The sequence below is a fragment of the Streptomyces sp. ATexAB-D23 genome (assembly GCF_000373645.1).
In the GTDB taxonomy this organism is placed as follows: Bacteria; Actinomycetota; Actinomycetes; order Streptomycetales; family Streptomycetaceae; genus Streptomyces; species Streptomyces castrisilvae.
The window spans coordinates 214,293-240,042 of the sequence record NZ_KB892079.1 but is presented as its reverse complement, the minus strand read 5'-3'; the positions used below and the strand labels follow the sequence as shown (position 1 = coordinate 240,042).

24 protein-coding genes are annotated in these 25,750 nt (G+C 73.4%); 5 read left to right on the top strand and 19 right to left on the bottom strand.

Annotation, left to right across the window (positions count from 1 at the left end; all coding sequences use genetic code 11):
* Positions 1 to 9: 9 nt before the first annotated feature.
* Positions 10 to 1,263, bottom strand: coding sequence for a glycoside hydrolase family 10 protein (locus B082_RS0133795; RefSeq protein WP_018556200.1), 1,254 nt, complete (start codon positions 1,261 to 1,263; stop codon positions 10 to 12).
* 215 nt (positions 1,264 to 1,478) lie between these two features.
* Here B082_RS0133795 and B082_RS0133790 point away from each other — a divergent pair, with 215 nt between their 5' ends.
* Positions 1,479 to 2,339 carry a 3-hydroxybutyryl-CoA dehydrogenase gene (locus B082_RS0133790; RefSeq protein ID WP_018556199.1) on the top strand — a complete coding sequence of 287 codons (861 nt, stop codon included), beginning with the start codon at positions 1,479 to 1,481 and terminating at the stop codon, positions 2,337 to 2,339.
* Between the two features lie 57 nt (positions 2,340 to 2,396).
* Here B082_RS0133790 and B082_RS0133785 read toward each other — a convergent pair whose 3' ends face one another.
* From B082_RS0133785 to infC, 9 genes are all read right to left on the bottom strand, one after another.
* Positions 2,397 to 2,927, bottom strand: a complete 531-nt coding sequence (locus tag B082_RS0133785) for an NUDIX domain-containing protein (RefSeq protein ID WP_026250459.1) — start codon at positions 2,925 to 2,927, stop codon at positions 2,397 to 2,399.
* A 51-nt stretch (positions 2,928 to 2,978) separates the two neighbouring features.
* Entirely contained in the window at positions 2,979 to 4,328 is a 1,350-nt protein-coding gene (locus B082_RS0133780) for a hypothetical protein (protein WP_018556197.1), read from the bottom strand.
* Positions 4,329 to 4,632: 304 nt separating this feature from the next.
* Complete coding sequence (pheT, locus tag B082_RS0133775) at positions 4,633 to 7,143, bottom strand: phenylalanine--tRNA ligase subunit beta (RefSeq protein ID WP_018556196.1); 2,511 nt, start codon at positions 7,141 to 7,143, stop codon at positions 4,633 to 4,635.
* Positions 7,143 to 8,270: a phenylalanine--tRNA ligase subunit alpha gene (gene pheS / locus B082_RS0133770; RefSeq protein WP_018556195.1), complete on the bottom strand. Its 1,128-nt coding sequence runs from the start codon at positions 8,268 to 8,270 to the stop codon at positions 7,143 to 7,145. The genes pheT and pheS overlap by 1 nt, the downstream gene beginning before the upstream one ends.
* Before the next feature lie 155 nt (positions 8,271 to 8,425).
* Positions 8,426 to 9,577: an ATP-binding protein gene (locus B082_RS0133765; RefSeq protein WP_018556194.1), complete on the bottom strand. Its 1,152-nt coding sequence runs from the start codon at positions 9,575 to 9,577 to the stop codon at positions 8,426 to 8,428.
* A gap of 122 nt (positions 9,578 to 9,699) precedes the next feature.
* Positions 9,700 to 10,542 (bottom strand): TrmH family RNA methyltransferase, encoded by an 843-nt coding sequence (locus tag B082_RS0133760; protein ID WP_018556193.1) that lies wholly within the window; start codon positions 10,540 to 10,542, stop codon positions 9,700 to 9,702.
* Positions 10,543 to 10,672: 130 nt separating this feature from the next.
* Positions 10,673 to 11,056 (bottom strand): 50S ribosomal protein L20, encoded by a 384-nt coding sequence (gene rplT / locus B082_RS0133755; protein ID WP_018103794.1) that lies wholly within the window; start codon positions 11,054 to 11,056, stop codon positions 10,673 to 10,675.
* Positions 11,057 to 11,163: 107 nt separating this feature from the next.
* Positions 11,164 to 11,358, bottom strand: coding sequence for a 50S ribosomal protein L35 (rpmI, locus tag B082_RS0133750; protein WP_003970213.1), 195 nt, complete (start codon positions 11,356 to 11,358; stop codon positions 11,164 to 11,166).
* 121 nt (positions 11,359 to 11,479) lie between these two features.
* A complete protein-coding gene (gene infC, locus B082_RS0133745; protein ID WP_078622718.1) occupies positions 11,480 to 12,214 on the bottom strand; it encodes a translation initiation factor IF-3 in 735 nt (244 codons plus the stop codon).
* A gap of 310 nt (positions 12,215 to 12,524) precedes the next feature.
* Here infC and B082_RS0133740 point away from each other — a divergent pair, with 310 nt between their 5' ends.
* Complete coding sequence (locus B082_RS0133740; protein WP_018556191.1) at positions 12,525 to 12,887, top strand: DUF1844 domain-containing protein; 363 nt, start codon at positions 12,525 to 12,527, stop codon at positions 12,885 to 12,887.
* 87 nt (positions 12,888 to 12,974) lie between these two features.
* On the opposite strand, the gene B082_RS0133735 is transcribed toward B082_RS0133740, so the two are convergent.
* Together B082_RS0133735 and B082_RS0133730 are read right to left on the bottom strand one after the other, a co-directional pair.
* On the bottom strand, positions 12,975 to 13,694 hold the full coding sequence (locus B082_RS0133735) for an MIP family channel protein (protein ID WP_018556190.1): 720 nt from the start codon (positions 13,692 to 13,694) through the stop codon (positions 12,975 to 12,977).
* A gap of 83 nt (positions 13,695 to 13,777) precedes the next feature.
* The gene (locus tag B082_RS0133730) at positions 13,778 to 14,506 is read right to left on the bottom strand and encodes an SseB family protein (RefSeq protein WP_018556189.1); all 729 of its coding nucleotides are present in this window, start codon (positions 14,504 to 14,506) and stop codon (positions 13,778 to 13,780) included.
* 135 nt (positions 14,507 to 14,641) lie between these two features.
* On the opposite strand from B082_RS0133730, the gene B082_RS0133725 reads away from it, so the two are divergent.
* Positions 14,642 to 15,562 carry a serine hydrolase gene (locus tag B082_RS0133725; protein ID WP_026250458.1) on the top strand — a complete coding sequence of 307 codons (921 nt, stop codon included), beginning with the start codon at positions 14,642 to 14,644 and terminating at the stop codon, positions 15,560 to 15,562.
* Between the two features lie 8 nt (positions 15,563 to 15,570).
* On the opposite strand, the gene mycP is transcribed toward B082_RS0133725, so the two are convergent.
* Together mycP and B082_RS0133715 are read right to left on the bottom strand one after the other, a co-directional pair.
* Positions 15,571 to 16,761 carry a type VII secretion-associated serine protease mycosin gene (gene mycP / locus B082_RS0133720; protein ID WP_018556187.1) on the bottom strand — a complete coding sequence of 397 codons (1,191 nt, stop codon included), beginning with the start codon at positions 16,759 to 16,761 and terminating at the stop codon, positions 15,571 to 15,573.
* Positions 16,758 to 17,495, bottom strand: a complete 738-nt coding sequence (locus B082_RS0133715) for a hypothetical protein (protein ID WP_018556186.1) — start codon at positions 17,493 to 17,495, stop codon at positions 16,758 to 16,760. The genes mycP and B082_RS0133715 overlap by 4 nt, the downstream gene beginning before the upstream one ends.
* Before the next feature lie 537 nt (positions 17,496 to 18,032).
* Here B082_RS0133715 and B082_RS0133710 point away from each other — a divergent pair.
* Positions 18,033 to 19,235, top strand: coding sequence for an amino acid deaminase/aldolase (locus B082_RS0133710; RefSeq protein WP_018556185.1), 1,203 nt, complete (start codon positions 18,033 to 18,035; stop codon positions 19,233 to 19,235).
* An 8-nt stretch (positions 19,236 to 19,243) separates the two neighbouring features.
* Here B082_RS0133710 and B082_RS0133705 read toward each other — a convergent pair whose 3' ends face one another.
* From B082_RS0133705 to B082_RS0133690, 4 genes are read right to left on the bottom strand one after another with little or no spacing between them, the layout of a single operon-like run.
* Positions 19,244 to 20,200, bottom strand: coding sequence for a DUF2510 domain-containing protein (locus B082_RS0133705; RefSeq protein ID WP_018556184.1), 957 nt, complete (start codon positions 20,198 to 20,200; stop codon positions 19,244 to 19,246).
* A 40-nt stretch (positions 20,201 to 20,240) separates the two neighbouring features.
* Positions 20,241 to 21,029, bottom strand: a complete 789-nt coding sequence (locus tag B082_RS0133700) for a 3-oxoacyl-ACP reductase (RefSeq protein WP_018556183.1) — start codon at positions 21,027 to 21,029, stop codon at positions 20,241 to 20,243.
* A gap of 8 nt (positions 21,030 to 21,037) precedes the next feature.
* Positions 21,038 to 22,402: an aldehyde dehydrogenase family protein gene (locus B082_RS0133695; protein WP_018556182.1), complete on the bottom strand. Its 1,365-nt coding sequence runs from the start codon at positions 22,400 to 22,402 to the stop codon at positions 21,038 to 21,040.
* 48 nt (positions 22,403 to 22,450) lie between these two features.
* Positions 22,451 to 23,818 (bottom strand): glutamine synthetase family protein, encoded by a 1,368-nt coding sequence (locus tag B082_RS0133690; RefSeq protein WP_018556181.1) that lies wholly within the window; start codon positions 23,816 to 23,818, stop codon positions 22,451 to 22,453.
* Positions 23,819 to 23,940: 122 nt separating this feature from the next.
* Between B082_RS0133690 and B082_RS0133685 the strand changes: the two genes are divergently transcribed.
* Entirely contained in the window at positions 23,941 to 24,705 is a 765-nt protein-coding gene (locus B082_RS0133685) for a gamma-glutamyl-gamma-aminobutyrate hydrolase family protein (protein WP_018556180.1), read from the top strand.
* Here B082_RS0133685 and B082_RS0133680 read toward each other — a convergent pair.
* On the bottom strand, positions 24,673 to 25,644 hold the full coding sequence (locus B082_RS0133680) for a phosphotransferase (RefSeq protein ID WP_018556179.1): 972 nt from the start codon (positions 25,642 to 25,644) through the stop codon (positions 24,673 to 24,675). The two genes, B082_RS0133685 and B082_RS0133680, sit on opposite strands and share 33 nt — an antisense overlap.
* Positions 25,645 to 25,750 lie beyond the last annotated feature (106 nt).

Here is a 25,750-nt window from a genome sequence, read left to right as displayed (position 1 = left end):
CCCCAACCGTCAGCGCGGCGGCCGCACACGTGACCGGTAGTGGTCGGCGACCACCCGGTCCAGCGCGCCGATCCGGTCCGTGACCACGCTCTTCGCCGAGAAGTAGGCGTGGCCGCGGACCTGGTCGTGCCGGGCCGCCAGGACGATGTGGTGCGACAGCTCCGCCGGGTCCTGCCAGGCCGCGGGCTGGGCCGGGTCGCCGCATTTGTAGAGCGCCTCGCCGATGAAGAGGTCGACGCCCGTGCCGCGTACGACCTCGGACCACCAGGGCACGAGCACGGCGTAGTCCGCCGCCGGGTAGCCGATGTTCCAGTAGAGCTGCGGGCAGATGTAGTCGATCCAGCCCTTCTTGATCCAGCCCCGGGTGTCGGCGTACAGGTCGTCGTACGTCTCCACGCCCGCCCTGGTGTCCGAGCCGGCCGGGTCCGTGGCCGCGTTGCGCCAGACGCCGAAGGGGCTGATCCCGAACCGGACGCCGGGCTTGAGTGCCTTGACGCGTTCGGCGGTCTCGCGTACCAGCTTGTCCGTGTTGTCGCGCCGCCAGGCGGCCCTGTCCGGGAAGCCCGCGCCGTACTTCTCGTAGGCGGCGCCGTCCGCGAAGGTCTCGCCGGCCACCGGATACGGGTAGAAGTAGTCGTCCCAGTGCACCGCGTCGATGTCGTAGCGGCGGACCGCGTCCAGCATCGCGTCCCGCACGAAGGCGCGGACCTCGGGCAGGCCCGGGTTGTAGTACAGCTTGCCGCCGTAGGGCAGGACCCAGTCGGGGTGGCGCCGGGCCGGGTGGCTCGCGGTCAGCTTCGAGAGGTCCGTGTGGTTGGCCACCCGGTACGGGTTGAACCAGGCGTGCAGTTCGAGCCCCCGGCTGTGCGCCTCCTGGACCGCGGTGCCCAGCGGGTCCCAACCGGGGTCCTTGCCCTGCACCCCCGTCAGGCACTGGGCCCACGGTTCGTAAGCGGAGGGCCACAGCGCGTCGGCGGACGGGCGGACCTGGAGGATCACCGCGTTCAGCTTCCGCTCGACGGCCCGGTCGAGGTACGCGATCAACTCGGCCCGCTGCGCGTCGGCGGACAGCCCGGCCTTCGACGGCCAGTCGGTGTTGGCGATGGTCGCCACCCACATGCCGCGCAGCTCGCGCCGCACCACGTCCCGCCGGCCGGCCGGTCCCGGGCGGGCCGGGGCCCGCCGGGGCGTCGCGACGGCGGCGTCACCGGCCACGGCCGCCGCCCCCGCCACCCCGGCGACCGCCCCGGCCGCACCGGTCACCCAACCCCTTCGGGTCACTCCTCGCATCGCGCCGCACCTGCCCCTTCTCCGCACTCGTTCATATGCCCGCAATCCGGGCGCAGGTCCGAGCATGCCCGCCCCGGCCCGCGATCCCCGGCAGGCGACGGAGTAACGTCGTGGAGTCGTGGTGGAGCCCGGAATCAGACGGAAGCCGCCGAACGGAGAACATCGAGAGGCACGAGGTGACGGACTCTATGGCCGACATTGCACGCGTCGGAGTGGTGGGCTGCGGCCAGATGGGCGCCGGCATCGCGGAGGTCTGCGCCCGCAGCGGCCTGGACGTCAAGGTGGCCGAGACGACCGGCGAGGCGCTGGAGATCGGCCGCACCCGGCTCCACAACTCCCTGTCGAAGGCGGCGGAGCGCGGCAAGATCACCGCGGCGGAGCGCGACGAGACGCTGGACCGCCTCAGCTTCACCACCGACCTCGGCGAGTTCGCCGACCGTGACCTCGTCATCGAGGCCGTCGTGGAAAACGAGCAGGTCAAGACCGAGATCTTCCAGGTCCTCGACCAGGTGGTGACCCGCCCGGACGCGATCCTCGCCTCCAACACCTCCTCGATCCCGCTGGTGAAGCTGGCCGTCGCCACCTCCCGGCCGGACCAGGTCATCGGCATCCACTTCTTCAACCCGGCGCCCGTGCAGAAGCTCGTCGAACTGATCCCCGCGCTCACCACCTCGGACGAGACGATCGCACGGTCCGAGGCCGTGGTGCAGGACATACTGGGCAAGCACCCGATCCGCGCCCAGGACCGCTCCGGCTTCGTCGTCAATGCCCTGCTGATCCCGTACCTCCTCTCCGCGATCCGGATGTTCGAGTCGGGCATCGCCAGCCGCGAGGACATCGACAACGGCATGGAGATGGGCTGCGCCCACCCGATGGGCCCGCTCAAGCTCGCGGACCTGATCGGCCTGGACACCGTGGCCTCGGTCGCCGACTCGATGTACGCCGAATACAAGGAGCCCCTGTACGCCGCTCCCCCGCTGCTCCAGCGCATGGTGGACGCGGGCCGGCTCGGGCGCAAGACGGGGTCGGGGTTCTACCCGTACGCGTGACGGCGCGGACCGGTCCGGGCGAGGGGCGCGCGGTCCCTCGCCCGGACCGGGTGCGGCTCAGCCCAGCCGTAAGTGGTGCAGCATCATCAGCCCGGCCGCCATGCCCGCCGCCGGGACCTCGCCGCGGGCGATCAGGTCGGGTACCAGCTTGAGCGGTATCCACTCGCGGCGCGAGGACTCGAAGGCGTCGCGGGGCTCCCCGGTCCGGGCCGCCTCCTCGCCCCAGTAGAAGTGGTGCCGGGCGTCGGTGAGGCCGTTGGACGGTTCCACGGTCAGCAGCGGGTGCAATGGGCCGGGACGCCAGCCGGTCTCCTCCTCCATCTCCCGGGCGGCCGCGGCGGCCGGCTCCTCGCCGTCCTCCACCACGCCCGCGGCCAGTTCCCAGCCCCAGCTGTCGGTGATGAACCGGTGCCGCCACAGCAGCAGCACCTCGTTCGCCGCGTTGACGACGGTCGCCGCCGCCACCGGGCGGAGCCGGATCACGAAGTGGTCGAGACGGCCCCCGTCGGGGAGCACGACGTCGGCCAGATTGACCCGGAACCAACGGTTCTCATACACAGTCTGTTCGTTCAGATTCGTCCATTGCACAGTTCTGCCACCTTCTTGCTCGTAGGTGGCCGTATCGCAGCAGACCGGGGCTCACAGCGGTACGCGCAGCGCCCCCTCGACCCGTTCGGCGGCCCGCTCCGCGTCCGCGCACCCGCTGGCGACCAGTTCCTCGCGCACCGTCCGCAGCCGGTCACGCAGCCGCTGCGACTCCATGCCGCGGGCCCGGTCCGCCATCTCGGTGGCCGTGACCGCCGCCCGGTCCGCCTCGCCCTGCCGCAGCTCGATAGTGGTCAGCATCGCGAGCCGGTGGACCATGCCCCGGTCGTGCGCGGGCGTGCTCACCGCCGCCACCGCGTGCTCCCGCGCCCCCGCGAGATCCCCGAGGCTCAACAGCGCTTCCGCCACCTGCACATCGACCAGCCCCGGCTGGACGTACCCCGTCTCGTCCGGCTCCCGGCCCGGCCGGATCCGGGCGGCCTCCGACTCGGCGTGGCCGATGCACGTCAGCGCGCCCACCCGGTCCCCGAGCCGGGCGTACGCCTTGGCCTGCATCGCGTGGAGGTCGGCGGCGAGGGCGGGGGTGATCTCGCGTCCCGCCGCGCGCAGGGCCGCCTCGGCGAAGGCCACGGACTGGCGGTACTCGGCCAGGAACAGCGACTGGTTGACCAGCAGGGCGATCACATAGCCGCCGAGCCCCCGGTCCCCGCTCGCCTTGGCCAGGCGCAGCGCCTGGTGGAAGTAGCGCTGGGCGAGGCCGTGCGCGTCGGAGTCGTAGGCGCAGATCCCGGCGACGGCCACCAACGCGCCCGCCGCGCGGTGCAGCTGACGCCCCGTCGTGTCGCTGTAGCCGCCCCGCAGCAAGGGGGCGGTCTCGGCGTTGAGGAAACCGACGACGCGCGAACGCGTCGCGATTCCGCCGGCCCTGCGGTACATCAGTTCGTAGTGGTCACGGGCGGCCCGCAGCGTTGCTATGTCGGCCGCGCCGACCCGGTTGGGCCCGGCCCGTGACACATCCGCGTCCTCCGGGGGGTTCTCCCACTCCCAGACGGGCATCACCGCGGTGGTCCCGGTGGCGGCCGGCGCGGTGACGACGTGCGGGCGCTGCTGGGCGTCGGACCGCCAGACGGCGGTGGCCCGTTCCACAAAGCCGGTGAGCGAGGAGCCCTGGGCGGGCGCGTGGCCGTCGGGGGCGGCCATGCCGATGTCGTCCAGTGAAACGGCCCGGCACAGGCGGTTTCCGAGCACCTCGCAGATCAGGTCGGGCACCTCGCCGCGCGGGCGCTGGCCCTTGAGCCAGCGGGCGACGGCGGTGTGTTCGTAGCGCAGGCCCAGCCCCCGGGTGCGGCCGGCGCGGTTCACATGGGCGGCGAGTCCGGCCCGGGAGACGCCCGCCTCGTCGATCAGAGCCTCCAGCGCAGTGTTGGGCTCCTTTGGCCCCATGTCCCCCTCCGGTGGGTCGGCACGCCAGGACGTGTCGCCCCAGTGGAGCACGATTCACACGGGGTGTGAACGGAATGCCCGAACCGTCCCGCCGCGCACGCTGCCGCACGGCCCGGCGGCTCGCTTGAATGAATCCCTCGCAGGAAGCGGACGGGTCGCCTGCTCCCCCTCGTACAGCACGGCGACCGCCCCCCGCGCAGTCCCCCGCCGGCCTGCCCGACACTCCGCGGCGGAGAGGACCTGCGAGACGCAGGAGGGGCGTATCCGGTCTCCCGGATACGCCCCTCCTCATCGTGCGGAGCGGCTACGCGCCGCGCAGCACCGCGCCCGTGCGCTCGGCGGCCAACGCCACCGCCGCGTCCCGGGCGGCACTCGCCTCGTCGACCGTCAGCGTGCGGTCGCCGGCACGGAACCGCAGCGCGTACGCCAGGGACTTGCGGCCCTCGCCGATCTGCTCACCCGTGAAGACGTCGAACAGTCGCAGCGACTCCAGGAGTTCACCGGCTCCCGCGCGCAGCGCCCGCTCCACGTCGGCGGCGGGCACGTCCTGGCCGACGACCAGCGCGACGTCCTGGGTAGCCACCGGGAAGGTGGAGATCCGCGGGGCCCGCAGGACGCCGTCGACGGCCTGCTCCAGGACGTCGAGGTCGACCTCCATGGCGCAGGCGCGATCGGGCAGGTGGAGTTCCTTGATGACGCGCGGGTGCAGCTCGCCCGCGTGTCCGAACAAGGTCTCCTCGCCGGCGACCGTCACATACAGCGCGGCGCAGCGGCCCGGGTGCCACGGGGCGTGCCGGTCGGCGCGGACGCTGACCTCGACACCGGCCTCGCGGGCGACGGTGCGCGCCGCCTCGACGGAGTCCGCCCAGTCGGCGGGGCGGCCCTTGCCCCACCAGCCGGCCTGCTCGCGGGCGCCCGCGAGGACCACGGCGGCGTGTCGCGGCTGGCGCGGCAGCGCGGCGTCGAGCGAGGCGATCTCCTCGTCCGACGGGCGCCGGTCGACGGGCAGCCGGACGGGCTTGGTCTCCTGCCCCGACGGCCTGAAGACGAGACCGGTCTCGAAGAGCGCGAGGTCATGGCTGCCGCGGCCGTCGTTGCGCCGCAGCGCGCCGAGGAGACCCGGCAGCAGCGTGGTGCGCAGCGAGGGCTCCTCGTCGGAGATCGGGTTGACCAGCTCGACGGTGCGGCGGCGGTCGTCGTCCGCCTCCAGACTGAGCTGGTCGAGGACCGCCTCGCCGATGAACGGGTAGTTCAGCGCCTCGACGTAGCCCGCGCCCGCGAGCGCCCGGCCGACGCGGCGGTGCAGCCGCTGGCGGTCGGTGAGCCCGCGGCCCGAGGGCGGCGTCGGGAGCGTGGAGGGGAGGTTCTCGTAGCCCTCCAGCCGGATGACCTCTTCGGCGAGGTCGTTCGGCTCGTTCAGGTCGGGCCGCCAGGACGGGGTCGTGACGAGGAGCTCGTCCTGCCCGTAGACGTCGCAGCCGACCTCCTGGAGGCGGCGCACGACGGTCTCGCGGCCGTAGGTGACACCGGCGACCTTGTCGGGGTGGTCGGCGGGCATCGTGATGGTGCGGGGCGCGGAGGGGGCGGTCACCTCGGTGACGCCCGCCTCGGCGGTGCCGCCGGCCAGGAGCACCAGCAGGTCGACGGTGCGCTGCGCGGCAGCGGCGGCGGCCTGCGGGTCGACGCCGCGCTCGAAGCGCTTGGACGCCTCGGAGGGCAGCTTGTGGCGGCGTGCGGTGCGGGCGATCGAGATCGCGTCGAAGTGCGCGGCCTCGATGACGACCTCGGCGGTGTGCGCGCCCTCGGCGGCGTCCGCGATCTCCGTGTCGGCGCCGCCCATGACGCCCGCGAGGCCGATGGGGCCGCGGTTGTCCGTGATGACGAGGTCCCCGGCGTCCAGGACGCGGGCCGCGCCGTCGAGCGTGGTGAGCTTCTCGCCCTGCTCGGCGCGGCGCACCCCGATCGGCCCGTCGATGCGGGTGCGGTCGTAGGCGTGCAGCGGCTGGCCGAGTTCGAGCATCACGTAGTTGGTGACGTCGACGGCGAGCGAGATCGGCCGCATGTCCGCCTTCTGGAGCCGGCGCTGCATCCAGATCGGCGTACGGGCCTCGGGCTGGAGTCCGACGACGGTGCGCGCGGTGAAGCGGGAGCAGCCGATCGGGTCGGAGACCTTGACCGGGTAGCCGTACGCGTTGGGCGCGGGCACGTCCAGGAGAGCCGGGTCGCGCAGCGGCAGGCCGTAGGCGGTGGCGGTCTCGCGGGCGACGCCCCGCATCGACAGGCAGTAACCGCGGTCGGGCGTGACGGCGATGTCGAGGACCTCGTCCACGAGTTCGAGCAGCTCGATGGCGTCGGTGCCGGCCTCGTGCTCCGGCGGCAGCACGATGATGCCGTGCGTGCCGTCGTCGCCCATGCCGAGCTCGTCGGTGGAGCAGATCATGCCGTGCGAGGTCTTGCCGTACGTCTTGCGGGCGGCGATCGCGAAGTCGCCGGGCAGCACGGCGCCGGGCAGGACCACGACGACCTTGTCGCCGACGGCGAAGTTACGGGCTCCGCAGACGATCTCCTGCGGCTCGCCGGTGCCGTTGGCCGTGCCGACGTCCACCGTGCAGAAGCGGATCGGCTTCTTGAAGCCCTCCAGCTCCTCGATGGTCAGCACCTGTCCGACGACCAGCGGGCCGGTGAGGCCGGCGCCGATCTGCTCGACCGTCTCGACCTCCAGGCCGACGGCGACGAGCTTGGCCTGTACGTCACGGCCGGTCTCGGTGGCCGGCAGGTCGACGTACTCCCGCAGCCAGGAAAGCGGGACGCGCATCAGATCTCCATCCCGAAGGGCCGGGTGAACCGGACGTCACCCTCGACCATGTCTCGCATGTCTTCTACGTTGTGGCGGAACATCAGCATCCGTTCGATGCCGAACCCGAAGGCGAATCCGCTGTACTTCCGGGGGTCGACGCCGCAGGCGGTGAGCACCTTGGGGTTGACCATGCCGCAGCCGCCCAGCTCGATCCAGCCCTCGCTGCCGCAGGTGCGGCAGGGGCGGTCCGGGTTGCCGACGGACGCGCCGCGGCAGACGTAGCAGACCATGTCCATCTCGGCGGACGGCTCGGTGAACGGGAAGAAGTTCGGGCGCAGCCGGGTCTTCATGTCGGCGCCGAAGAGCGCCTGGACCATGTGGTCGAGGGTGCCCTTCAGGTCGGCCATGGTGAGGCCCTCGTCCACGGCCAGCAGCTCGATCTGGTGGAAGACCGGGGTGTGCGTGGCGTCCAGCTCGTCGGTGCGGTAGACGCGGCCGGGGCAGACGACGTAGACGGGGGGCTCGCGGTCGAGCAGCGTGCGGGCCTGGACCGGCGAGGTGTGGGTACGCAGGACGACACCGGACTCGTCGTTCTTCGCGCCGTCGGCGCCCTGGACGAAGAAGGTGTCCTGCATCTGCCGGGCCGGGTGGTCGGGCACGAAGTTCAGGGCGTCGAAGTTGAACCACTCGGCCTCGGCCTCGGGGCCCTCGGCGATCTCGTAGCCCATGGCCACGAAGACGTCGGCGACGCGCTCCATGAAGGTCGTCAGCGGGTGGCGGGCGCCGGCCGGGGTGCGGTCGTAGGGCAGCGTGACGTCCACCGCCTCCTCGACCAGGACGCGGGCGTCCCGCTCGGCCTCCAGCTCCGCCTGGCGGGCGGCGAGGGCCTTGCCCACGGCACCGCGGGCCTGGCCGACGCGCTTGCCGGCCTCGGCCTTGGCCTGCGGGGGCAGCGCGCCGATCTCGCGGTTGGCGAGCGAGAGGGGCGAGGTGCCGCCGGTGTGCGCGGTCTTCGCCTGGGCGAGCGCGTCGAGGTCGCCCGCGGCGGCGAAGGCGGCGAACGCCTCGTCCCGCATGCGCTCGATCTCTTCCGGTTTCAGTGCCTCGACCTCGACTGGGTCGTACGACTTGTTCGGTGCCGACATCTCTTCCCGTACTTCCGATTGGCTGGTACTGCGCTTACCGGGGGATACCCCCGGGCCCCCGTGGCCCCGCTCGACGCCAGGAGGGCACAAAGGTGCCAAGGGTCGAGTCTAAGGGTCACGAGATGTGCGGGGCGCCCGTGGGCCGCTCCGGCCCGCTACTGCATGTAGGCCGGCGTGCTCACGGGCAGCATAAATCGGAACTCGGCGCCGCCTCCGGGGCCGCGGCCGACCGTGATGGTGCCGCCGTGGGCCTCGACGATGCCCTTGACGATGTAGAGGCCGAGGCCCGTGCCGCCGCGCTTGCTCCCCCGCCAGAACCGGGTGAAGACACGGCTCATGGACTCCTCGGGGATGCCGGGACCTTCGTCGCTCACGGTGACGGCCGCTCCCCTCTCGTCGCTCTTCGCCGGTGCGGGTGCCACGTCGATGGTGACAGTTCCCTCCCCGTGGCGCACCGCGTTTTCCAGCAGGTTGCCGAGGACCTGATCGACCTTGTCGGGGTCGGCCCACACGGCGGGCAGCGGCTGGCAGGTGCGGACGAGGAAGCGGCCGGGGTCCTGGCCGGCCGCCGTGTGCGCCCGGATGTGGCGCTCGACGGCTGCGGAGAGGTCCACGGGCTGGCGCCGCAGCTCCAGGCGGCCCGAGTCGATCCGTGAGATGTCCAGGAGCTCGGTGATGAGCCGGGTGACCCGGTTGGCGTCCGCGTAGACGGTCTCCAGCATCAGGCGCTTCTGGGCGTCCGTGAACCGCTCCCATTTGGCCAGCAGGGTCGCGGTGAAGCCCTTGACCGAGGTCAGCGGCGAGCGCAGTTCGTGGGCGACGGTCGCGATCAGCTCGGCGTCGCTGCGCTCGGTACGGCGCCGGGCCTCGGTGCCGCGCAGGCTGATCACCAGCCGGCTCACCGGTCCGGTGGGGCTCTCGCGTACGTAGCGGGCGGAGACGAGGACCTCGCGGCCGCCGGGCAGCAGGAGGTTGCGCTCGGGCTGGCCGACGCGGGTGGCGAGGCCGCCGTAGGGGTCGGTCAGCTCCCACCAGCGGCGGCCCTTGAGGTCCTCCAGCGGCAGTGCGTGCTCCACCGGGCGGCCGAGGGCGGCGGCCCTGGGGACGGCGGTGATGCGGACGGCGGCGGCGTTGAAGCAGATGATCCGGCCGCTCTCGTCCGCGACGACCAGCCCGTCGGGGAGGTCGTCGGGGTCCAGCGCCTGTCCGCCGGGGCCGGTGCCCGCGACGGTCACGCAGTCCGGCTCACCGGCGGCGCGCACGACGGCCGCGCGTGTCGCCCGCGGCCCGCTCATGCCGACAGCCATATCCCGTACCCCACCTCTCGAACCGGTGCAGTGGGCCCCCGAGTTCGTCACCCTACTAGTCGTCGGTGACGGAGCGACACCCTGCGGGGACTCTCCGCTGGGGGCAGGAGTGCGTGGCGGGGTCAGCCGGCCGTGCGGCGGGGGCGCTGGGCGCGCGCGGAGGCGTACAGGCAGACCGCGGCGGCGGTGGCGAGGTTGAGGCTCTCGGCCTTGCCGTGGATCGGGACCCGCACGACGGCGTCGGCCAGGGCGCGGGTCCCCTCGGGCAGGCCCCACGCCTCGTTGCCGAAGACCCAGGCGGTGGGCCCGCCCATCGTGCCGGCGTCGAGTTCGTCGTCCAGGTCGTCCGCTCCGGCGCCGTCGGCGGCCAGGATGCGCACGCCCGCCCCGCGCAGCCCCCGTACCGCCTGCTCGACCGGCACGCCCACGGCGACCGGCAGGTGGAAGAGCGAACCGACCGAGGCACGGACCGACTTGGGGTTGTACAGGTCGACGGAGGCGTCGGTCAGGACGACCGCGTCGGCCCCCGCGGCGTCGGCGCAGCGCAGCACCGTGCCGGCGTTGCCGGGGTCGCGGACGTGGGCCAGGACGGCGACCAGCTTGGGGCGGGCGGCGAGGATCGATTCGAAGGGCGAGTCGAGGAAGCGGCAGACCCCGATCAGCCCCTGCGGGGTGACGGTCTGGGAGACGTCGGCCAGGACGTCGCCGTCGGCGAGGTGGACGCGGGCGCCCGCGTCGTGGGCGGCCTCGATGATGGGCGCGTAGCGCTCGGCGGCCTCGACGGTGGCGAAGAGTTCGGTCAGGGTCGGCTCGCCGTCGTCGCCCCGGTGGACGGCGGCCTCGCGCACGGCCTGCGGCCCCTCGGCGATGAACCTGCGCTCCTTGCCGCGGAAGTTGCGCCTGGCCAGCCGCCGGGCGGCGGCGACCCGTGGCGAACGCGGGGAGATCAGTTCAGGGATGCCCATGATCGGCGGCGAGCCTCTCTGCGTACGAGGGTGCGGGTCGTGACGGGTGGTGACGGGGCGTGCAACGCACCGGACCCGCAGACGGCGAGCGCCTGCGGGTCCGGTTCGGAAACCAGAAGTGCGGCCTGGATCAGGCGGCCTTCGGGGCGTTGACGTCGCTCGGGAGGGCCTTCTGGGCGACCTCGACGAGGGCGGCGAACGCGTTGGCGTCGTTGACCGCGAGCTCGGCCAGGATCTTGCGGTCCACCTCGATGTTGGCGGCCTTCAGACCCTGGATGAGGCGGTTGTACGTCATGCCGTTCTGGCGGGCAGCGGCGTTGATGCGCTGGATCCACAGCTGACGGAAGTCGCCCTTGCGCTTCTTGCGGTCGTTGTAGTTGTAGACCAGGGAGTGGGTGACCTGCTCCTTGGCCTTGCGGTACAGGCGCGAGCGCTGTCCGCGGTAGCCGCTGGCCTGCTCCAGGATCGCCCGGCGCTTCTTGTGTGCGTTGACTGCCCGCTTGACGCGTGCCACTTGTTAACTCCTTGTAGCGGGGCCGTGGTCGTACTCACACGGCCCGGAAACGAATTGGTCCCGGTCGGATCGAGGGCGCGTCCCCGGACTGGGCGGGGACGGCGGCCTCACTTGCCGAGAAGCTTCTTGATCTTCTTGGCGTCGGCCGGAGCCACGACGACCGTGCCGGTCAGCGAGCGGGTCTTCTTGGACGACTTGTGCTCAAGAAGGTGGCGCTTGCCGGCCCTCTCGCGGAGCACCTTGCCGGAGCCGGTGATCTTGAAGCGCTTGCTGGCACCGCTGTGCGTCTTGTTCTTCGGCATCGCGCCGTTCTCTCCTCGTCAGTGGCGCCCCTCTCGGTGCGGGCACCGGACCTCAGGGGCGTCAGATCTTCATGGGATTCCGGGGGGACCCGGGGGGCGCCTGGATGGCGGCCCCCGAAGGTCACGCCTCGGAAGGTGTCTCGGCCTCGGGCGCCTCGGCCGGAGCCTCGGGCGCCTGATCCGCGGGCCCGGCGTCGGGGGTGTTGTTCCCCTGGCGCTCCGCCTTGCGGGCGGCCTGGGCCTCGCGGGCCTCGGCCATGGCTTCGGTCTTCTTCTTGTGCGGGCCCAGAACCATGATCATGTTCCGGCCGTCCTGCTTCGGGTTGGACTCGATGAAGCCGAGTTCCTCCACGTCCGAAGCGAGACGCTGGAGCAGCCGGAAGCCCAGCTCGGGGCGGGACTGCTCGCGACCACGGAACATGATCGTGATCTTGACCTTGTCGCCCTGCTTGAGGAACCGGACGACGTGACCCTTCTTGGTGTCATAGTCGTGCGGGTCGATCTTCGGCCGGAGCTTCATCTCCTTGATGACCGTGTGCGCCTGGTTCTTGCGCGCCTCACGGGCCTTCATGGCCGACTCGTACTTGAACTTCCCGTAGTCCATGAGCTTGCACACGGGCGGACGGGCGGTAGCCGCCACCTCGACCAGGTCGAGGTCGTACTCCTGTGCGAGTTCCAGGGCCTTGGCAAGCGGAACAATCCCGACCTGCTCGCCACTGGGACCGACAAGTCGCACCTCGGGCACGCGAATCCGGTCGTTGATGCGGGGCTCGGCGCTGATGGATCCTCCTCGGTAGCACCACGCGGCCGCCTGGCGGACAGCCGCGTAACGTCTGTTTCGACGGACCAACCGCATCGGAGCAAGAAAAATGCCCCGGACGGGACACAGGCGGGGCTCCTGAAAAACCGGAACACCGCCACGGTGAACCGCGGGGCGCATCGGGCGGTTCCATCGTCCGTACGGAACGATGGGCACCACCTGACCGGTGACCCGCCGCCCTGAGGACGGCCAGGTGGGAGATCGGAGCCTCCACTTGTGGGCCGGGCACATAGCTGCCCAGCCGGTCGTTACACAAGGTTAGCAGCTCGGCGGGGCGCGCACCAACCGGCCCGCGCACCCGCTCCCGCGGGCGGAGGGCCGGCGCCGTGGGCCTATCGTAAGGCGCATGAGTGACGCGACCCCCAGCAGTGATTCCCCCGGCTTCGACGAGATGGCCCGCGATATCGCGGAGGTGCCCGCCGTCGAGGTGATCGTGACGGTCGCGGTCAACCTGATGAGCGCCGCCGCCGTGAAGCTCGGGCTGACCGAGGACGGCGACGGCCACAAGGACCTGGACGAGGCCCGCAAGCTGGTCCACGCGCTGGCCGGACTGCTGGACGCGAGCACGACCGAGATCAGCTCCTTCCACGCGGCTCCGCTGCGTGACGGCCTGAAGTCCCTCCAGCTGGCCTTCCGCGAGGCCTCGCTCGTCCCGGACGAGCCGGGCCAGGGGCCGGGCGAGAAGTACACCGGCCCGGTCTTCGGCTGAGCACCACCCGCCTCTTCCTCCGTACGTACATGGATGAGCCCCCTGCCGGTCCTTCCGGCGGGGGGCTCATCGCGTCGCGGGCGCGGCTCAGACCTCGGCGGTCGCCTCGGCGGGCGCCTCCCCGCCGCGCATCGAGGGGTGGGTCAGCCGGTGGGCGAGCGCCGCGAGCAGGCCACCGACCAGCGGGGCCACGATGAACAGCCACAGCTGGGAGAGGGCGGCGCCGCCCGCGAACAGGGCCGGGCCCAGGCTGCGGGCCGGGTTGACCGAGGTGCCGGTGAGCGGGATGCCGACCAGGTGGATGACCGCGAGGGAGATCCCGATGGGCAGTCCGTCGAAGCCCACGACCGCCACCTTGTGGGTCACCGCGAGGACCACGAAGACCAGCAGGAAGGTGAGCACGATCTCGGCGAGGAAGGCGCCGCCGAGGTTGATGTGCACGTCGGAGCGGCTGCCGTAGCCGTTGCTGCCGAACTTTCCGCTGGTCTTCAGCCCCGGCACCTGCTTGGCCAGCAGGAACAGCAGGGCCGCCCCGGCGATACCGCCGAGGAACTGCGCGATCCAGTACGTGACCGCGGTGCGCACGTCGATCCGCCGGGCGGTCAGCATGCCCAGGGTGACCGCCGGATTGAGATGGCATCCGGAGATCGGGCCGAGGGCGTAGGCGAGCGCGAGGAGTACGAAACCGAAGGCCAGGGCGATGCCCACGGTCCCGATGTACTCGACGCACAGCACCGCCGCTCCCACGGCGAAGAAGACCAGCAGCAGGGTGCCGAGAAACTCCGACACGGCTGTCCGCGTCTGCATACAACCACCTCGCGAAGATCGTCCCTTTTCTTCGCAATTCTCCGGCCGGTCGCGGTATCGCGCGCGCCGAACCGTACGGGTGATCAGCGCGTGAACAGGGCCTCACCGGGCGTGTGCGCTCCGGCCGGGAGAAGCGCGAGGTCCAGGCCCCGGACCAGCCGGGCGCGCAGCACCTCGTCGGCCGCCAGCGCACGGGCGACGCGGCCCGCCGCCTCGGCGGGGTCGGTGCCCGCCGCGAGGACCAGGGCGAGGGTGCCGTCCGCGCTGCCCGGCCCGAGGTGGGCGCTGAGCACGGCGGGTTCGGCGGCGACCGCGTCCCGTACGGCGGCGGTGACGGCGGGGTCGTCCAGCGGGTTCGCGCTGGTGCGGCCCTCGGCGAGGGCGAGCAGGGCCGGTCCTGTCAGCTCGAAGGCCACCGGGCCCGCGAGGTCGAGCACCACCGTGTCGGCCTTCTCGTGCGCGGCGGCCTGGAGCGCCTGGTGCAGGGGTACGGCGACGGGCCGGGCCTGCGGGTCCCAGCGGGCCAGCGACGCGGTGGAGGTGAAGGCGGGCAGCGCGCGGCGGCCACCGGCCTGGAGGGTCGGGACGGCCATGTCGCTGGTCTTCTCCCGGCGCAGGCCCCTCTCGTCCTCCTCCACCTCGCCGAGCACGGCCACGACGGGGACCAGGAGCCGGGCCCCCCGCAGCGCTTCGAGCACCGGTGCGACGGCGGTGCGGTCCTCGGCCCAGGCGGCCAGCGCGCCGGCCAGTGCGGGGTCGGCCGTGCCGTCGTCGTCGGAGTAACCGGGGTCCGGAATGTTCTTATGCTCCACAGGGCGAGCGTAGTGCCTGGTCATTCCCATCCCGCCGACAGGTGGGGCCCAGCCTGTTCTCAGCCTCGGTTCCTAGTGCCGTGGCAGCCAAGGTTTGCCGCAAACCTTGGCTGCCACGGCACTGGCGTCCGGACCATGCCCCGACACCGCGTGCGCCGATCCGCCCTGCCCGTCTCCCTGGCGGCCACCGTCGTGCTGGCCGCGTCGGCCGCGACGGGCACGTACCTCGTGGGTCGCTCGCCGGACCGGGCGCCGGCCGCCGTCGCCTCCGTATCGTCGGCGTCGCCAGCCTCGTCGCCGGCGTCCGCGGAGGCGAGTGAGGAGCCGGTGGTGGATCTGGACGCGGAGCTGGCGGGGGCCGTGGCACCGCTGCTGGGCACGGCGCCCGGGGCGGCGCTCTCGGTCGCGGTGCTGGACAGCGGGAGCGGGGCGCGTGCGGTGTACGGGGGCGGGAAGGCGGCGTACGACACGGCGAGCATCGTCAAGGTGGACATCCTGGCGGCGCTGCTGCTGCGGGCGCAGGACGAGGGGCGCGAGCTGACCGCGGCCGAGCGCGCGCGGGCGGCCGCGATGATCGAGAAGAGCGACAACGACTCCGCGACCGCGCTGCTGGCGGCGGTCGGCGGGGCGGCCGGGCTCGACGCCGCGAACGAGCGGCTGGGGCTGACGGCCACGACCGCCGCGCAGGCGTGGGGGCTGACCAGGACCACGGCTGCCGACCAGCTGACGCTGCTGGGGGCGGTGTTCGGTACGGAGGCGGACGCGGAACTCAGCGACGCGTCCCGGGCCTATGTGCGGGGGCTGATGTCCCAGGTGGAGGCCGACCAGCAGTGGGGCGTGTCGGCCGCGGGCGAGAGCTGGGCGCTGAAGAACGGCTGGATGCCGCGTTCCGCCACCGGGCTGTGGAACGTCAACAGCATCGGCCGGGTGACGGCGGACGGGCACACCTACCTGGTGGCGGTGCTCTGTGACGGCCGGCAGACCAAGGAGGCAGGCATCTCGCTGGTCGAGTCAGCGGCGAAGGCGGCCGTGGAGGTGCTGAAGGCCGCGCGGTGAGGGCGGGGTCAGCGGCGCCGGGCGAACGGGGAGCGGCCGTCGCGCCCGCGCCACAGCACCACGGCTCCCGCGAGCAGGAGCACCCCGAGGCCGCCGGCCGCCGGGGCGAGCCAGCCGGCCGGTCCGTCGTCCTCGGGCTCGGGCGTGGGTCCGGTGCCGAAGTACCGCTTGCGGTAGCCGGCGGTGTCGGTGCCCGCGTCGGCGGGACGCAGGGCGGCGCCCGCCTCGATGGCCGCCGCCGGATCGACGATCCCGTAGCCGCGCGCGTCGTCGCGGCCGGAGGCGGGGGCGTCGCGCGCGGTGTCCGTGAGGAGCTTCTTGATCTGCGCGGGCGAGAGCCCGGGGTGGGCGGACCTGACGAGGGCCACCGCCCCGGAGACGAACGCGGCGGCCGCCGAGGTGCCCCACTCCACGTAGTACTTGCGGTCGGGGGCCGGTACGACGATGTCGTCGCCGGGTGCGCTCACGGTGGCGTACCAGCGGCGGGTGGAGAACGAGGCGTGGGTGCCGTACCGGTCCACGGCGGCGGCCGCGATCACTCCGGGGTAGGCGGCGGGGTACGAGATGTGGTCGCCCTTCTCCCCCCCGTTGCCGGCCGAGGCGACGACGACGGCGCCCTTCTTCAGCGCGTACTGGACGGCGGCGTCCTCGCCGGGCTCGGGGTGTGCGGACTCGCTGTCGTCGCCCAGGGAGAGGTTGATGACGTCGGCCCCGTGGTCGGCGGCCCAGCGGATGCCGTCGGCGAGTGCCGTGCCCCGGGTCCTGCGGGCCTCGGCGCGGGCCGGGTCGCTCGCTTCGAGGATGACGCGCACCGGCAGGATCCTCGCCTCGGGAGCGATGCCGAGCACACCGTCGGCGCGGCCCTCGCCGTGGCCCCGGCCCGCGATGATCCCGGCCATGGCGGTGCCGTGCCGGGCCCAGGCCTTGTCGCCGCGGACCGCGCCGAAGCCGATCATGTCCTTGCCGGCCAGGACCTGGCCGGCCAGGTCGGGCAGGCTGCCGTCGACCCCGGTGTCGACGACGGCGACGGTGACGCCCTTGCCGCGGGTGGTCTGCCAGGCCCGGTCGGTGTGCAGGGCGTCCAGGCCCCACTGCTGGGCCCGGATGGTGTCCGCGGCGGCCGGGGCGGCGGGCAGCAGCGCGAAGGCGGTGGCCGCGCAGAGGGCGCCGAGGAAGCGGCGGCGGGCGCGGCGGGTCATTCCGGCTTCTCCGTGAGGTCGGCGATGTTGGTGCGCAGGGCGCGCTCGACGCGGTCGGCCACGCCCTTGGCCTCGTGCCCGAGTCCGGCCTGCGCGGCGGCGGTCGTGGCGCCCGACGCCACGGCCCGGTCGGCGGGCTGGGGCGAGGCGGTCACGCGCCCGTCGGCGAACCCGGACACGGAGTAGACGACGACGGGCAGCTCGCTCAGCACCCGCACGGACCAGCTGGCGCGCTGCCGGTTGCCGAACGCGGCGGCGGGGCTGTTCTCCACGGGGTAGGTGCGGGGCAGCAGGTCGGCGCGCCGGTCGAGGTGCTCGTCGGCGAACCGGGTGCTCAGGGCGCGCATCGCGTCGGTGTCGCCCTCGGTGAAGACGAGCCCGACGGTGGTGACGCTGCTGGCCGTCGCGTCCGTGTAGGTGGCGCGCAGCACGTGCGCGCAGCCGGCCGGGCGGAGCGTCTTGGCCAGCAGGGGGTCCAGTGCGGTGGCGCAGCCGCTGTCCGGGGCGACGGCGAGCCTGGTCCAGACCCGGTCGGCCCCGCCGGGCCCGGCGCCGTTCCCCTTGAGGGTGCGGGGGAAGAGGGTGTCCACGGGAAGGCTGTGCCAGGCGTCGCGGCCCACGGTGTAGGCGCTGCGGGCGACCGGGTCGGCGGTGGAGTCGCTGATGAGCCAGCTGCCGGTGGCGGCTCCGCCGATCAGCCCGAGACCGAGCACGGCGCAGACGCCGGCGGCCACGGTCCGGTACGGACGCCGGAAGTGCGCGGGGGGCTTTCCGGGGAGCGGCGGGGCCGTCGGGGGCGGTGGAGCACTCGTGCCCGGATACCAGGTCGGGGGGAAGTACGGGGCCGGGGGCGGCGGGCTCGCGGGGCGCGGCGGGGTGGTCGGGCGGGGCGGGACGGGAGCGCGCTGCGCCTCGGTACTCATCCGCCCCCCTGGTCCGTTCCGTACCGCGCACGGACCCCGCCTTGCCCGGACGGGACGCCGCTCGCCGCGTGGGCGTCACTCTACGGGCTGCGGCGCCCCAGGTGGGAGCGGGCGGCCCGGCACCGGACGATCTGCGCGGATCGTCCCCCTCGGGGCTGTCCCGCAATCCCTGGCGGGCGCACGGCGCCGGCTACGGCACCTCGCCGCGTTGCCGCAACGCCCGAATACACCCACTGTGCGGACGCCCCTCCGCCTTGCGACGCACCGCGTCCGACGCCGCGCGCTGATCCACCAGGGAATGCGGGACAGCCCTTACCCAGCGGTACAACCATCTGGCAAGCTGCGGCCATGACTGCCCGTGCCACTGACCGGACCCGCTACGACCGGGCCACCGCACATCTCGACGCGCCCGTGGCCGTCGTCGATCTGGAGGCGTTCGACGCCAACGCCGACGATCTCGTGCGCCGCGCCGGCGGCAAGCCCATCCGCGTGGCGAGCAAGTCGGTGCGCTGCCGGGCCCTGCTGGAACGGGTGCTGGCCCGGCCCGGGTTCGCCGGGATCATGTCGTTCACGCTCGCGGAGTCGCTGTGGCTGGCGCGCGCCGGGTTCGAGGACGTGCTGCTCGCGTACCCCTCCGCCGACCGGCCGGCGTACGCGGAGCTGGCCGCCGACCCGAAGCTCGCCGCCGCCGTGACGGTGATGGTGGACGACCACGCCCAGCTGGACCTTATCGACGCGGCGCGGGCGGGCGGCACCCAGGAGATCCGGGTCTGCCTGGAGCTGGACACCTCGCTGCGGATGCTGGGCGGCCGGGTCAGGATCGGGGCCCTGCGCTCGCCGCTGCGCTCCCCCGCCCAGCTGGCCGAGCTGGCCAGGTCCGTGGAGCGGCGGCCCGGCTTCCGGCTGGTGGGGCTGATGGCGTACGAGGGGCACATCGCGGGGGTCGGTGACTCGGTCGCGGGCCGGCCGCTGCGGTCCCGGGCGATCCGGCTCATGCAGGCCACGGCCCGCAAGGAGCTGGCGGTCCGGCGGGCCGAGGTGGTGCGGGCGGTGCGGGCCGTGGCGCCGGACCTGGAGTTCGTGAACGGCGGCGGGACCGGCAGCGTGCAGCACACCGCGGCGGAGGACGCCGTGACGGAGATCGCGGCCGGTTCGGGCCTCTACGTGCCGCGCCTGTTCGACAACTACACCTCGTTCACGGCGCGCCCGGCGGCGCTGTTCGCGCAGCCCGTGGTGCGCCGGCCCGGGGTCGGCGTGGTGACGGTGCTCGGGGGCGGCTACCCGGCGTCGGGGGCGGCCGGGGCGGACCGGCTGCCGGTCCCGTATCTGCCGGAGGGGCTGCGCTACGACCCGCAGGAGGGGCCCGGTGAGGTGCAGACCCCGCTGCTGGGCGCCCCGGCCGACGATCTGCTGATCGGCGACAAGGTGTGGTTCCGGCACGCGAAGGCCGGTGAGCTGTGCGAGCGGTTCGACGCGTTGCGGCTGATCGAGGGCGACCGGGTGACGGCGACCGTGCCGACGTACCGGGGCGAGGGCCGCACGTTCCTCTGAGGCGCGTTCTACCGTTCGATCGCGCTGCCGACGCCGCCGTCGGTGGCGCTGTCGCCGATCGGCCGGATGCCCCGGGTCAGGGTGTCCATGAGCGTGAGCGGCGGTCCGTCGGGGCCGGCGTCGAAGGCGTACCGGACGATGACGGGCGACTCGCTGCCGACGGCCGAGGGGAAGGCGAGCGACTGTACGTAGCCGCCGGGGCCCTTGGCGGTGGTGACCTTCCAGCGGATGAAGTAGCCGGTGCGGCCGGCCACGGCGACCTCGCCCGCGGCGATCTGCCGGTGCGAGGTGATGCCGCCGTGGATGCGACGGCCGACGTAGTCCTCCTCGTAGGCGCGGTCGGCGGCCTCGCCGATGTCCTCCTTGGCGAGCGCCTGCGGTGTGGTGGCGTCGGTGCCGCTCGGGGTCCGGGTGCTGACCGTGCCGTGGTAGCAGAAGGACGAGGAGGCCCCCGGGCAGTCGTAGGAGCCCTTGGTGCGGATGCTGAGGAGGCCGTCCCCGATGGTGCGCTCCGGCCGCTCCCAGCCGTCGGGGATGGGCAGGGTGATGCCGTTGAGCTGGTCCACGAGCACCGTGGGGTCCTGCGCCGAGGGCGAGCCGTCCGGGGAGGGGCTTTCGTCGCCGGGGGCCGCGTCGTCCGTGCCGGTCCGGGTGGGTGTCCGCGTGGAGTGGGCCTGCGGGCTCGCGGGGTCTTCGTCGCCGCCGTCGCCGGTGAGCAGGACGGCCCCGGTGACGAAGGCGCCGACGACGAGCGCACCGGCCGCCACGAGCGCGACGGCTCGCGCGCTGCCGCCGCCCCTGCCGCCCGCCGGGGCGGCCGGCAGGTGCGCGGCGTACGGCGGGGCGGGGGCGGCGGCAGGTGCGACAGCGCGGATGTGGGCGGTCCAGGCCGTCCCGTCCCACCAGCGTTCGCTGCCGGGCGCGGACGTGTCCGGGTACCAGCCGGGCGGGGTCGCGTTGCTCATCGCCCCACTCTAGAAGAGGCGATGCCCGGCGGGGACCCGGCTACAGGGGTGTGACGTAGGCGCCGGAGATGCCGCCGTCGACCAGGAAGTCGGTGGCGTTGACGAACGAGGAGTCGTCGCTCGCCAGGAAGGCGACAGCGGCGGCGATCTCGGTCGCCTCGGCGAAGCGGCCGAGCGGGATGTGCACCAGCCGGCGGGCCGCGCGCTCCGGGTCCTTGGCGAACAGCTCCTGGAGCAGCGGGGTGTTGACGGGTCCGGGGCACAGCGCGTTGACGCGGATGCCCTCGCGGGCGAACTGGACGCCCAGCTCGCGGGTCATCGCCAGCACCCCGCCCTTGGAGGCGGTGTACGAGATCTGGGAGGTCGCGGCGCCCATCCGGGCCACGAAGGAGGCGGTGTTGATGATGGAGCCGCGGCCCTGGCGGCGCATGTAGGGCAGGGCCGCCTTGCAGCAGAGGTAGACGGAGGTGAGGTTGACGTCCTGGACGCGTTGCCACGCCTCCAGTCCTGTGGTGAGGATCGAGTCGTCGTCGGGCGGCGAGATGCCGGCGTTGTTGAACGCGATGTCGACCGATCCGTAGGTGTCGTCGGCGGTCCGGAACAGCTCCGCGACCTGTCCGGGGTCGGTCACGTCGACGGGTACGAAGGTGCCGCCGACCGCTTCGGCCGCCGCCTCGCCGGCCGCCGAGTCGATGTCGCCGCAGACGACGTGGGCCCCTTCGGAGGCGAGTCGGTGGGCGGTGGCCAGGCCGATGCCGCTGCCGGCACCGGTGATGACGGCGGTGCGCCCGACGAGGCGGCGGCAGATGATCGAGTGGTCCGTGGTCATGGGGGGGTTCAGGCCTCCGTACTGAGGAAGACGTTCTTGGTCTCGGTGAAGGCGGCGAGGGCGTCGGGCCCGAGTTCGCGGCCGATGCCGGACTGCTTGAACCCGCCGAACGGGGTCCAGTAGCGCACCGCGGCATGGGAGTTGACGGAGAGGTTGCCCGCCCTGACGGCCTGGGCGACGCGCAGGGCGCGCCCCACGTCCCGCGTCCAGAGCGAGCCGGCGAGGCCGTACTCGGTGGCGTTGGCGAGCCGCACGGCGTCCGCCTCGTCCTCGAAGGGCAGCACCACGGCGACGGGTCCGAAGACCTCGTCGGTGGCGACGGGAGCGTCGGCGGGGGTGTCGGTGAGGACGGTCGGCGGGAACCAGAAGCCGGGCCCCTCGGGGGCGCTTCCCCGGATCGCGGCGGCGCCCTCGGGGACGTAACCGCGTACCCGTTCCAGCTGGGTACGGGAGATGAGCGGGCCCATCCGGGTCTTCTCGTCGGCGGGGTCGCCGACGACGACCGACGCGACGGCGGGGGCGAGGAGTTCCAGGAAGCGGTCGTACGCGGAGCGCTGGACGAGGATGCGGGTGCGGGCGCAGCAGTCCTGGCCCGCGTTGTCCAGGAAGGAGAGGGGTGCGGCGGCGGCCGCGGCCTCGATGTCGGCGTCGGCGAAGACGATGTTGGGGCTCTTGCCTCCGAGTTCGAGGGTGAACCGCTTCAGGCTCTCGGCGCACTTGGCCATGATCCGCTTGCCGGTGCGGGTGGAGCCGGTGAAGACGATCTTGGCGACGTCGGGGTGTTCGACCAGGGCGTTGCCGGCCTCGTCGCCCGCGCCGGGCAGGACCTGGAAGAGGTGTTCGGGCAGGCCCGCCTCCAGGGCGATCTCGGCGAGCCTGAGAGCGGTGAGCGGGGTCGTCTCGGCGGGTTTGAGGACGACGGCGTTGCCGGCGGCGAGGGCGGGGGCGGTGCCCCAGGCGGCGATCGGCAGGGGGAAGTTCCAGGGTGCGATCACGCCGACGACACCGAGGGGTTCCAGGAAGGTGAGGTCGATGCCGCCGGGGACGGGGATCTGCCGGCCGCTGAGCCGTTCCACTCCCCCGGCGGCGAAGTCGAGCAGGTCGCGGACGTTGCCCGCCTCCCAGCGGGCGTTGTTGATGGTGTGTCCGGCCTCCGTGACCTCCAGACGGGCCAGCTCCTCGGTGCGGGAGTCGACGGCGGCGGCGAAGCGGCGCAGCAGCCGGGCCCGGTCGGCGGGGGCGAGCGCGGCCCAGGTGCGCTGGGCGGCGACGGCGCGGGTGATGGCGGTGTGCACGCCGGCCGGGGTGGTGGCCGGGACGGTGGCGACGACCTCCCCGGTCGCCGGGTTCAGGACGTGGTGCTCGTGGATCACGCGGGCCTCACAGGCGTTCGAAGGGGCGGTGCCGGGATCACGCGGGCGTCAGAGGCGTTCGAAGGAGCGGCGCAGCTCCCAGTCGGTCACCGCCGTGTCGAAGGCGTCCAGTTCGACGCGGGCCATGGTGCGGTAGTGCGCCACGACGTCCTCGCCGAAGGCCTCGCGGGCGATCTCGCTGGCCTCCCAGAGCGCGGCGGCCTCGCGCAGGGTGGCGGGGACCTGCTCGTAGGCGGCGGTGTAGGCGTTGCCCTCGCAGGGGTCGGGGAGTTCGAGCTTGTGCTCGATGCCGTGGAGGCCGGCGGCTACGAGGGCGGCGACGGCCAGGTAGGGGTTGACGTCGCCGCCGGGGAGCCGGTTCTCGAAGCGCAGCGAGTGGCCGTGGCCGACGACGCGCAGCGCGCAGGTCCGGTTGTCATGGCCCCAGGCGACGGCGGTCGGTGCGAAGGAGCCGGGGCGCAGCCGCTTGTAGGAGTTGATGTTCGGCGCGAAGAGGAGGCTGAGGTCGCGCAGGGCGGCGAGCTGGCCGGCCAGGAAGTGCCGCATCACCGGGGACATGGCGCCGTCCTCGTCGGCCATGGCGGACCGGCCGGGGTCCGTGGTGGAGCGGAGCGAGAGGTGGATGTGGCAGGAGTTGCCCTCGCGCTCGTTGAACTTGGCCATGAAGGTGAGGGCGACGCCTTCCTGGGCGGCGATCTCCTTGGCGCCTGTCTTGTAGACGGCGTGCTGGTCGCAGGTGACCAGGGCCTCGTCGTAGCGGAACACGATCTCGTGCTGGCCGGGGTTGCACTCGCCCTTGGCGGACTCGACGGCGAGGCCGGCGCCCGCCATCTCGTTGCGGATGCGGCGCAGCAGGGGCTCGACGCGGCCGGTGCCGAGGACGGAGTAGTCGACGTTGTACTGGTTGACCGGGGTCAGATCGCGGTAGCCGCGGTCCCAGGCCTGTTCGTAGGTGTCCTTGAAGACGATGAACTCGAGTTCGGTGCCGGCGTGGGCCGTGTAGCCGTGCTCGGCCAGGCGTTCGAGCTGGCGGCGCAGGATCTGCCGGGGCGCGGCGGTGACGGGCGAGCCGTCGGCCCAGGTGAGGTCGGCGAGGACCATGGCGGTGCCCTCGTGCCAGGGGACCCGGCGCAGGGTGCCGAGGTCGGGGCGCATCGCGAAGTCCCCGTAGCCGTTGTCCCAGGAGGACATGGCGTAGCCGTCGACGGTGTTCATGTCGGTGTCGACGGCGAGGAGATAGGCGCAGCCCTCGGTGCCGTGCCGCACGACCTCGTCGAGGAAGAAGGGGGCGGCGAAGCGTTTGCCCTGGAGCCGCCCCTGCATGTCGGGGAAGGCCAGGACCACGGTGTCGATCTCGCCGCTGTGCACGAGGCGGCGCAGGTCTCCGAGGGCGAGCGGGGGTGTTCGGTCGGACACGGACGGGTCCTCTCCTCACGGGCCGGCAGGCGGTCCAAATCTATGGGCAGGGCGGGGGTTGTGGGTACGGTGCCGGGTGTTCCGCGCGCCGTGCGGGGACGCTCCGTGCGAGGAGGAGTCCGGTGAACCGTCCGCTGATCGGGATCAGCACCTATCTGGAGACCTCGGTGCGCTGGGGCGTGTGGGACCTGCCCGCCGCGCTGCTGCCCGCCGGGTACGCGCGGATGGTGCGGGAGGCGGGCGGTCTGGCCGCGCTGCTGCCGCCGGACTCGCCGGACGCCGCGGCGGAGGCGGTGGCGCGGCTCGACGCGGTGGTGGTGGCGGGCGGGCCGGATGTGGAGCCCGCGCGGTACGGGGCCGGGCGCGATCCGCGGACCGGGCCGCCGGCGCCGGAGCGTGACGCCTGGGAGGCGGCGCTGATCGGTGCGGCGCTGGACGCCGGGACGCCGTTGCTGGGGATCTGCCGGGGGATGCAGTTGCTGAACGTGGTGTGCGGCGGCACCCTGACGCAGCATCTGGACGGGCACGCGGGCCCCGACGGGGCGACGGGCGTGTTCGGTTCGCATCCGGTGACACCGGTGCCGGGCACCCGGTACGCGTCGCTGGTGCCGGACGTGTGTGCCGTCCCCGCGTACCACCACCAGGCCGTCGACCGGATCGGCACGGGCCTGGTGGCCTCGGCGCACGCGGCGGACGGCACGGTGGAAGCGGTGGAACTGCCGGGTTCCCGCTGGGTCCTGGGGGTTCAGTGGCATCCGGAGGCGGGCGAGGACCTCCGCGTGCTGCGGGGGCTGGTGGCCGCCGTGACGGGGCCGGTGGACACCGCGCGCGGACCGGAGGCTCCCGCGCCGGGGCTACCCGGCCCGCTCGCCGAGCCGTCGGCGTAGCCAGTCCAGGGCGGCGGCGCCCTGGGCCGCCTGGAAGGCCCGGAGCGTCGGCAGGCCCGGCGGGGCGGGGCGCAGCGCGTGCTGCGCGAAGTATCCGGCCATGGCGGCGAGTACGGCGGTGACCGCGCCGGGGTCCGCGTCCCGGCCGAGCGGATGGGCGGTGAACAGGGCCTCCGGGTCCGGGGCCTGCCCGGAGGCGAAGCCCTGGGCCGCCACGCAGGGGAGCATCGCCAGCAGGTCGAACCAGGGCCGGGCGCGCACCGCGTGCGGCCAGTCGACGAAGACGACCCGGTCCTCGGTGAGCAGGATGTTGTCGGCGCGCAGGTCGCCGTGGCCGAGGGTGTCCCCTTCGGCGGCCCGTGCCCAGCCCGACTCCAGTTCCGCCAGGACGCCGAGCCGGCGGGCCGCCCACGGGTCCAGGCCCGTGGTGTCGCCCGCAGCGCACAGGGTCCGCCAGCCGGTGAACATCGTGGACTTGCCCCCGTCGGCGACCGGTGCCCCGGCCGGGGCCGGGGTGAGGAGGCCGGCCAGGTCCTGGAGGGCCTCAAGGACCCGGTCCAGCTCGCCCCGGCTCCACGGGACGCGGGGCTGGCGGCCCTCGATGTCCTGGAGCACGAGCGCGACGCAGGCGCCGTCGTCGTACGAGCCGAGCAGCCGGGGCGCCGGGGCGTGCGCCGGCAGGGCCGCCGTGAGGCGGATCTCGGCGCGGTGCATGTCCGGGCTGTCGGCGTTCACGTCGGCGCTCACGGCCTTGACGAAGGCCCGGCCGCCGTTCGCGAGCCGGACCCGGGCGGCGACCCCGGGCGAGAAGCCGCCGTGCTGGGTGCGGGCCTCCACGACGGGCGCGCCGAGGATGTCCTCGATGCCGCGGCGGACGGCGGCGGGCAGGTCGGCCCAGTGGTGGCGGACGCCCCGGGCGGGCGGTGCGGTGGCGGTCATCGGCCCATCCTTCTCGTCGGGCCGCCCGGCCGTCCACCGGTTTGGAGCCGGTCCGGCCCTAGGTGTTCTGTCCGGCGGATCTTCGTGGATCAGCCCGCGGCGTCCG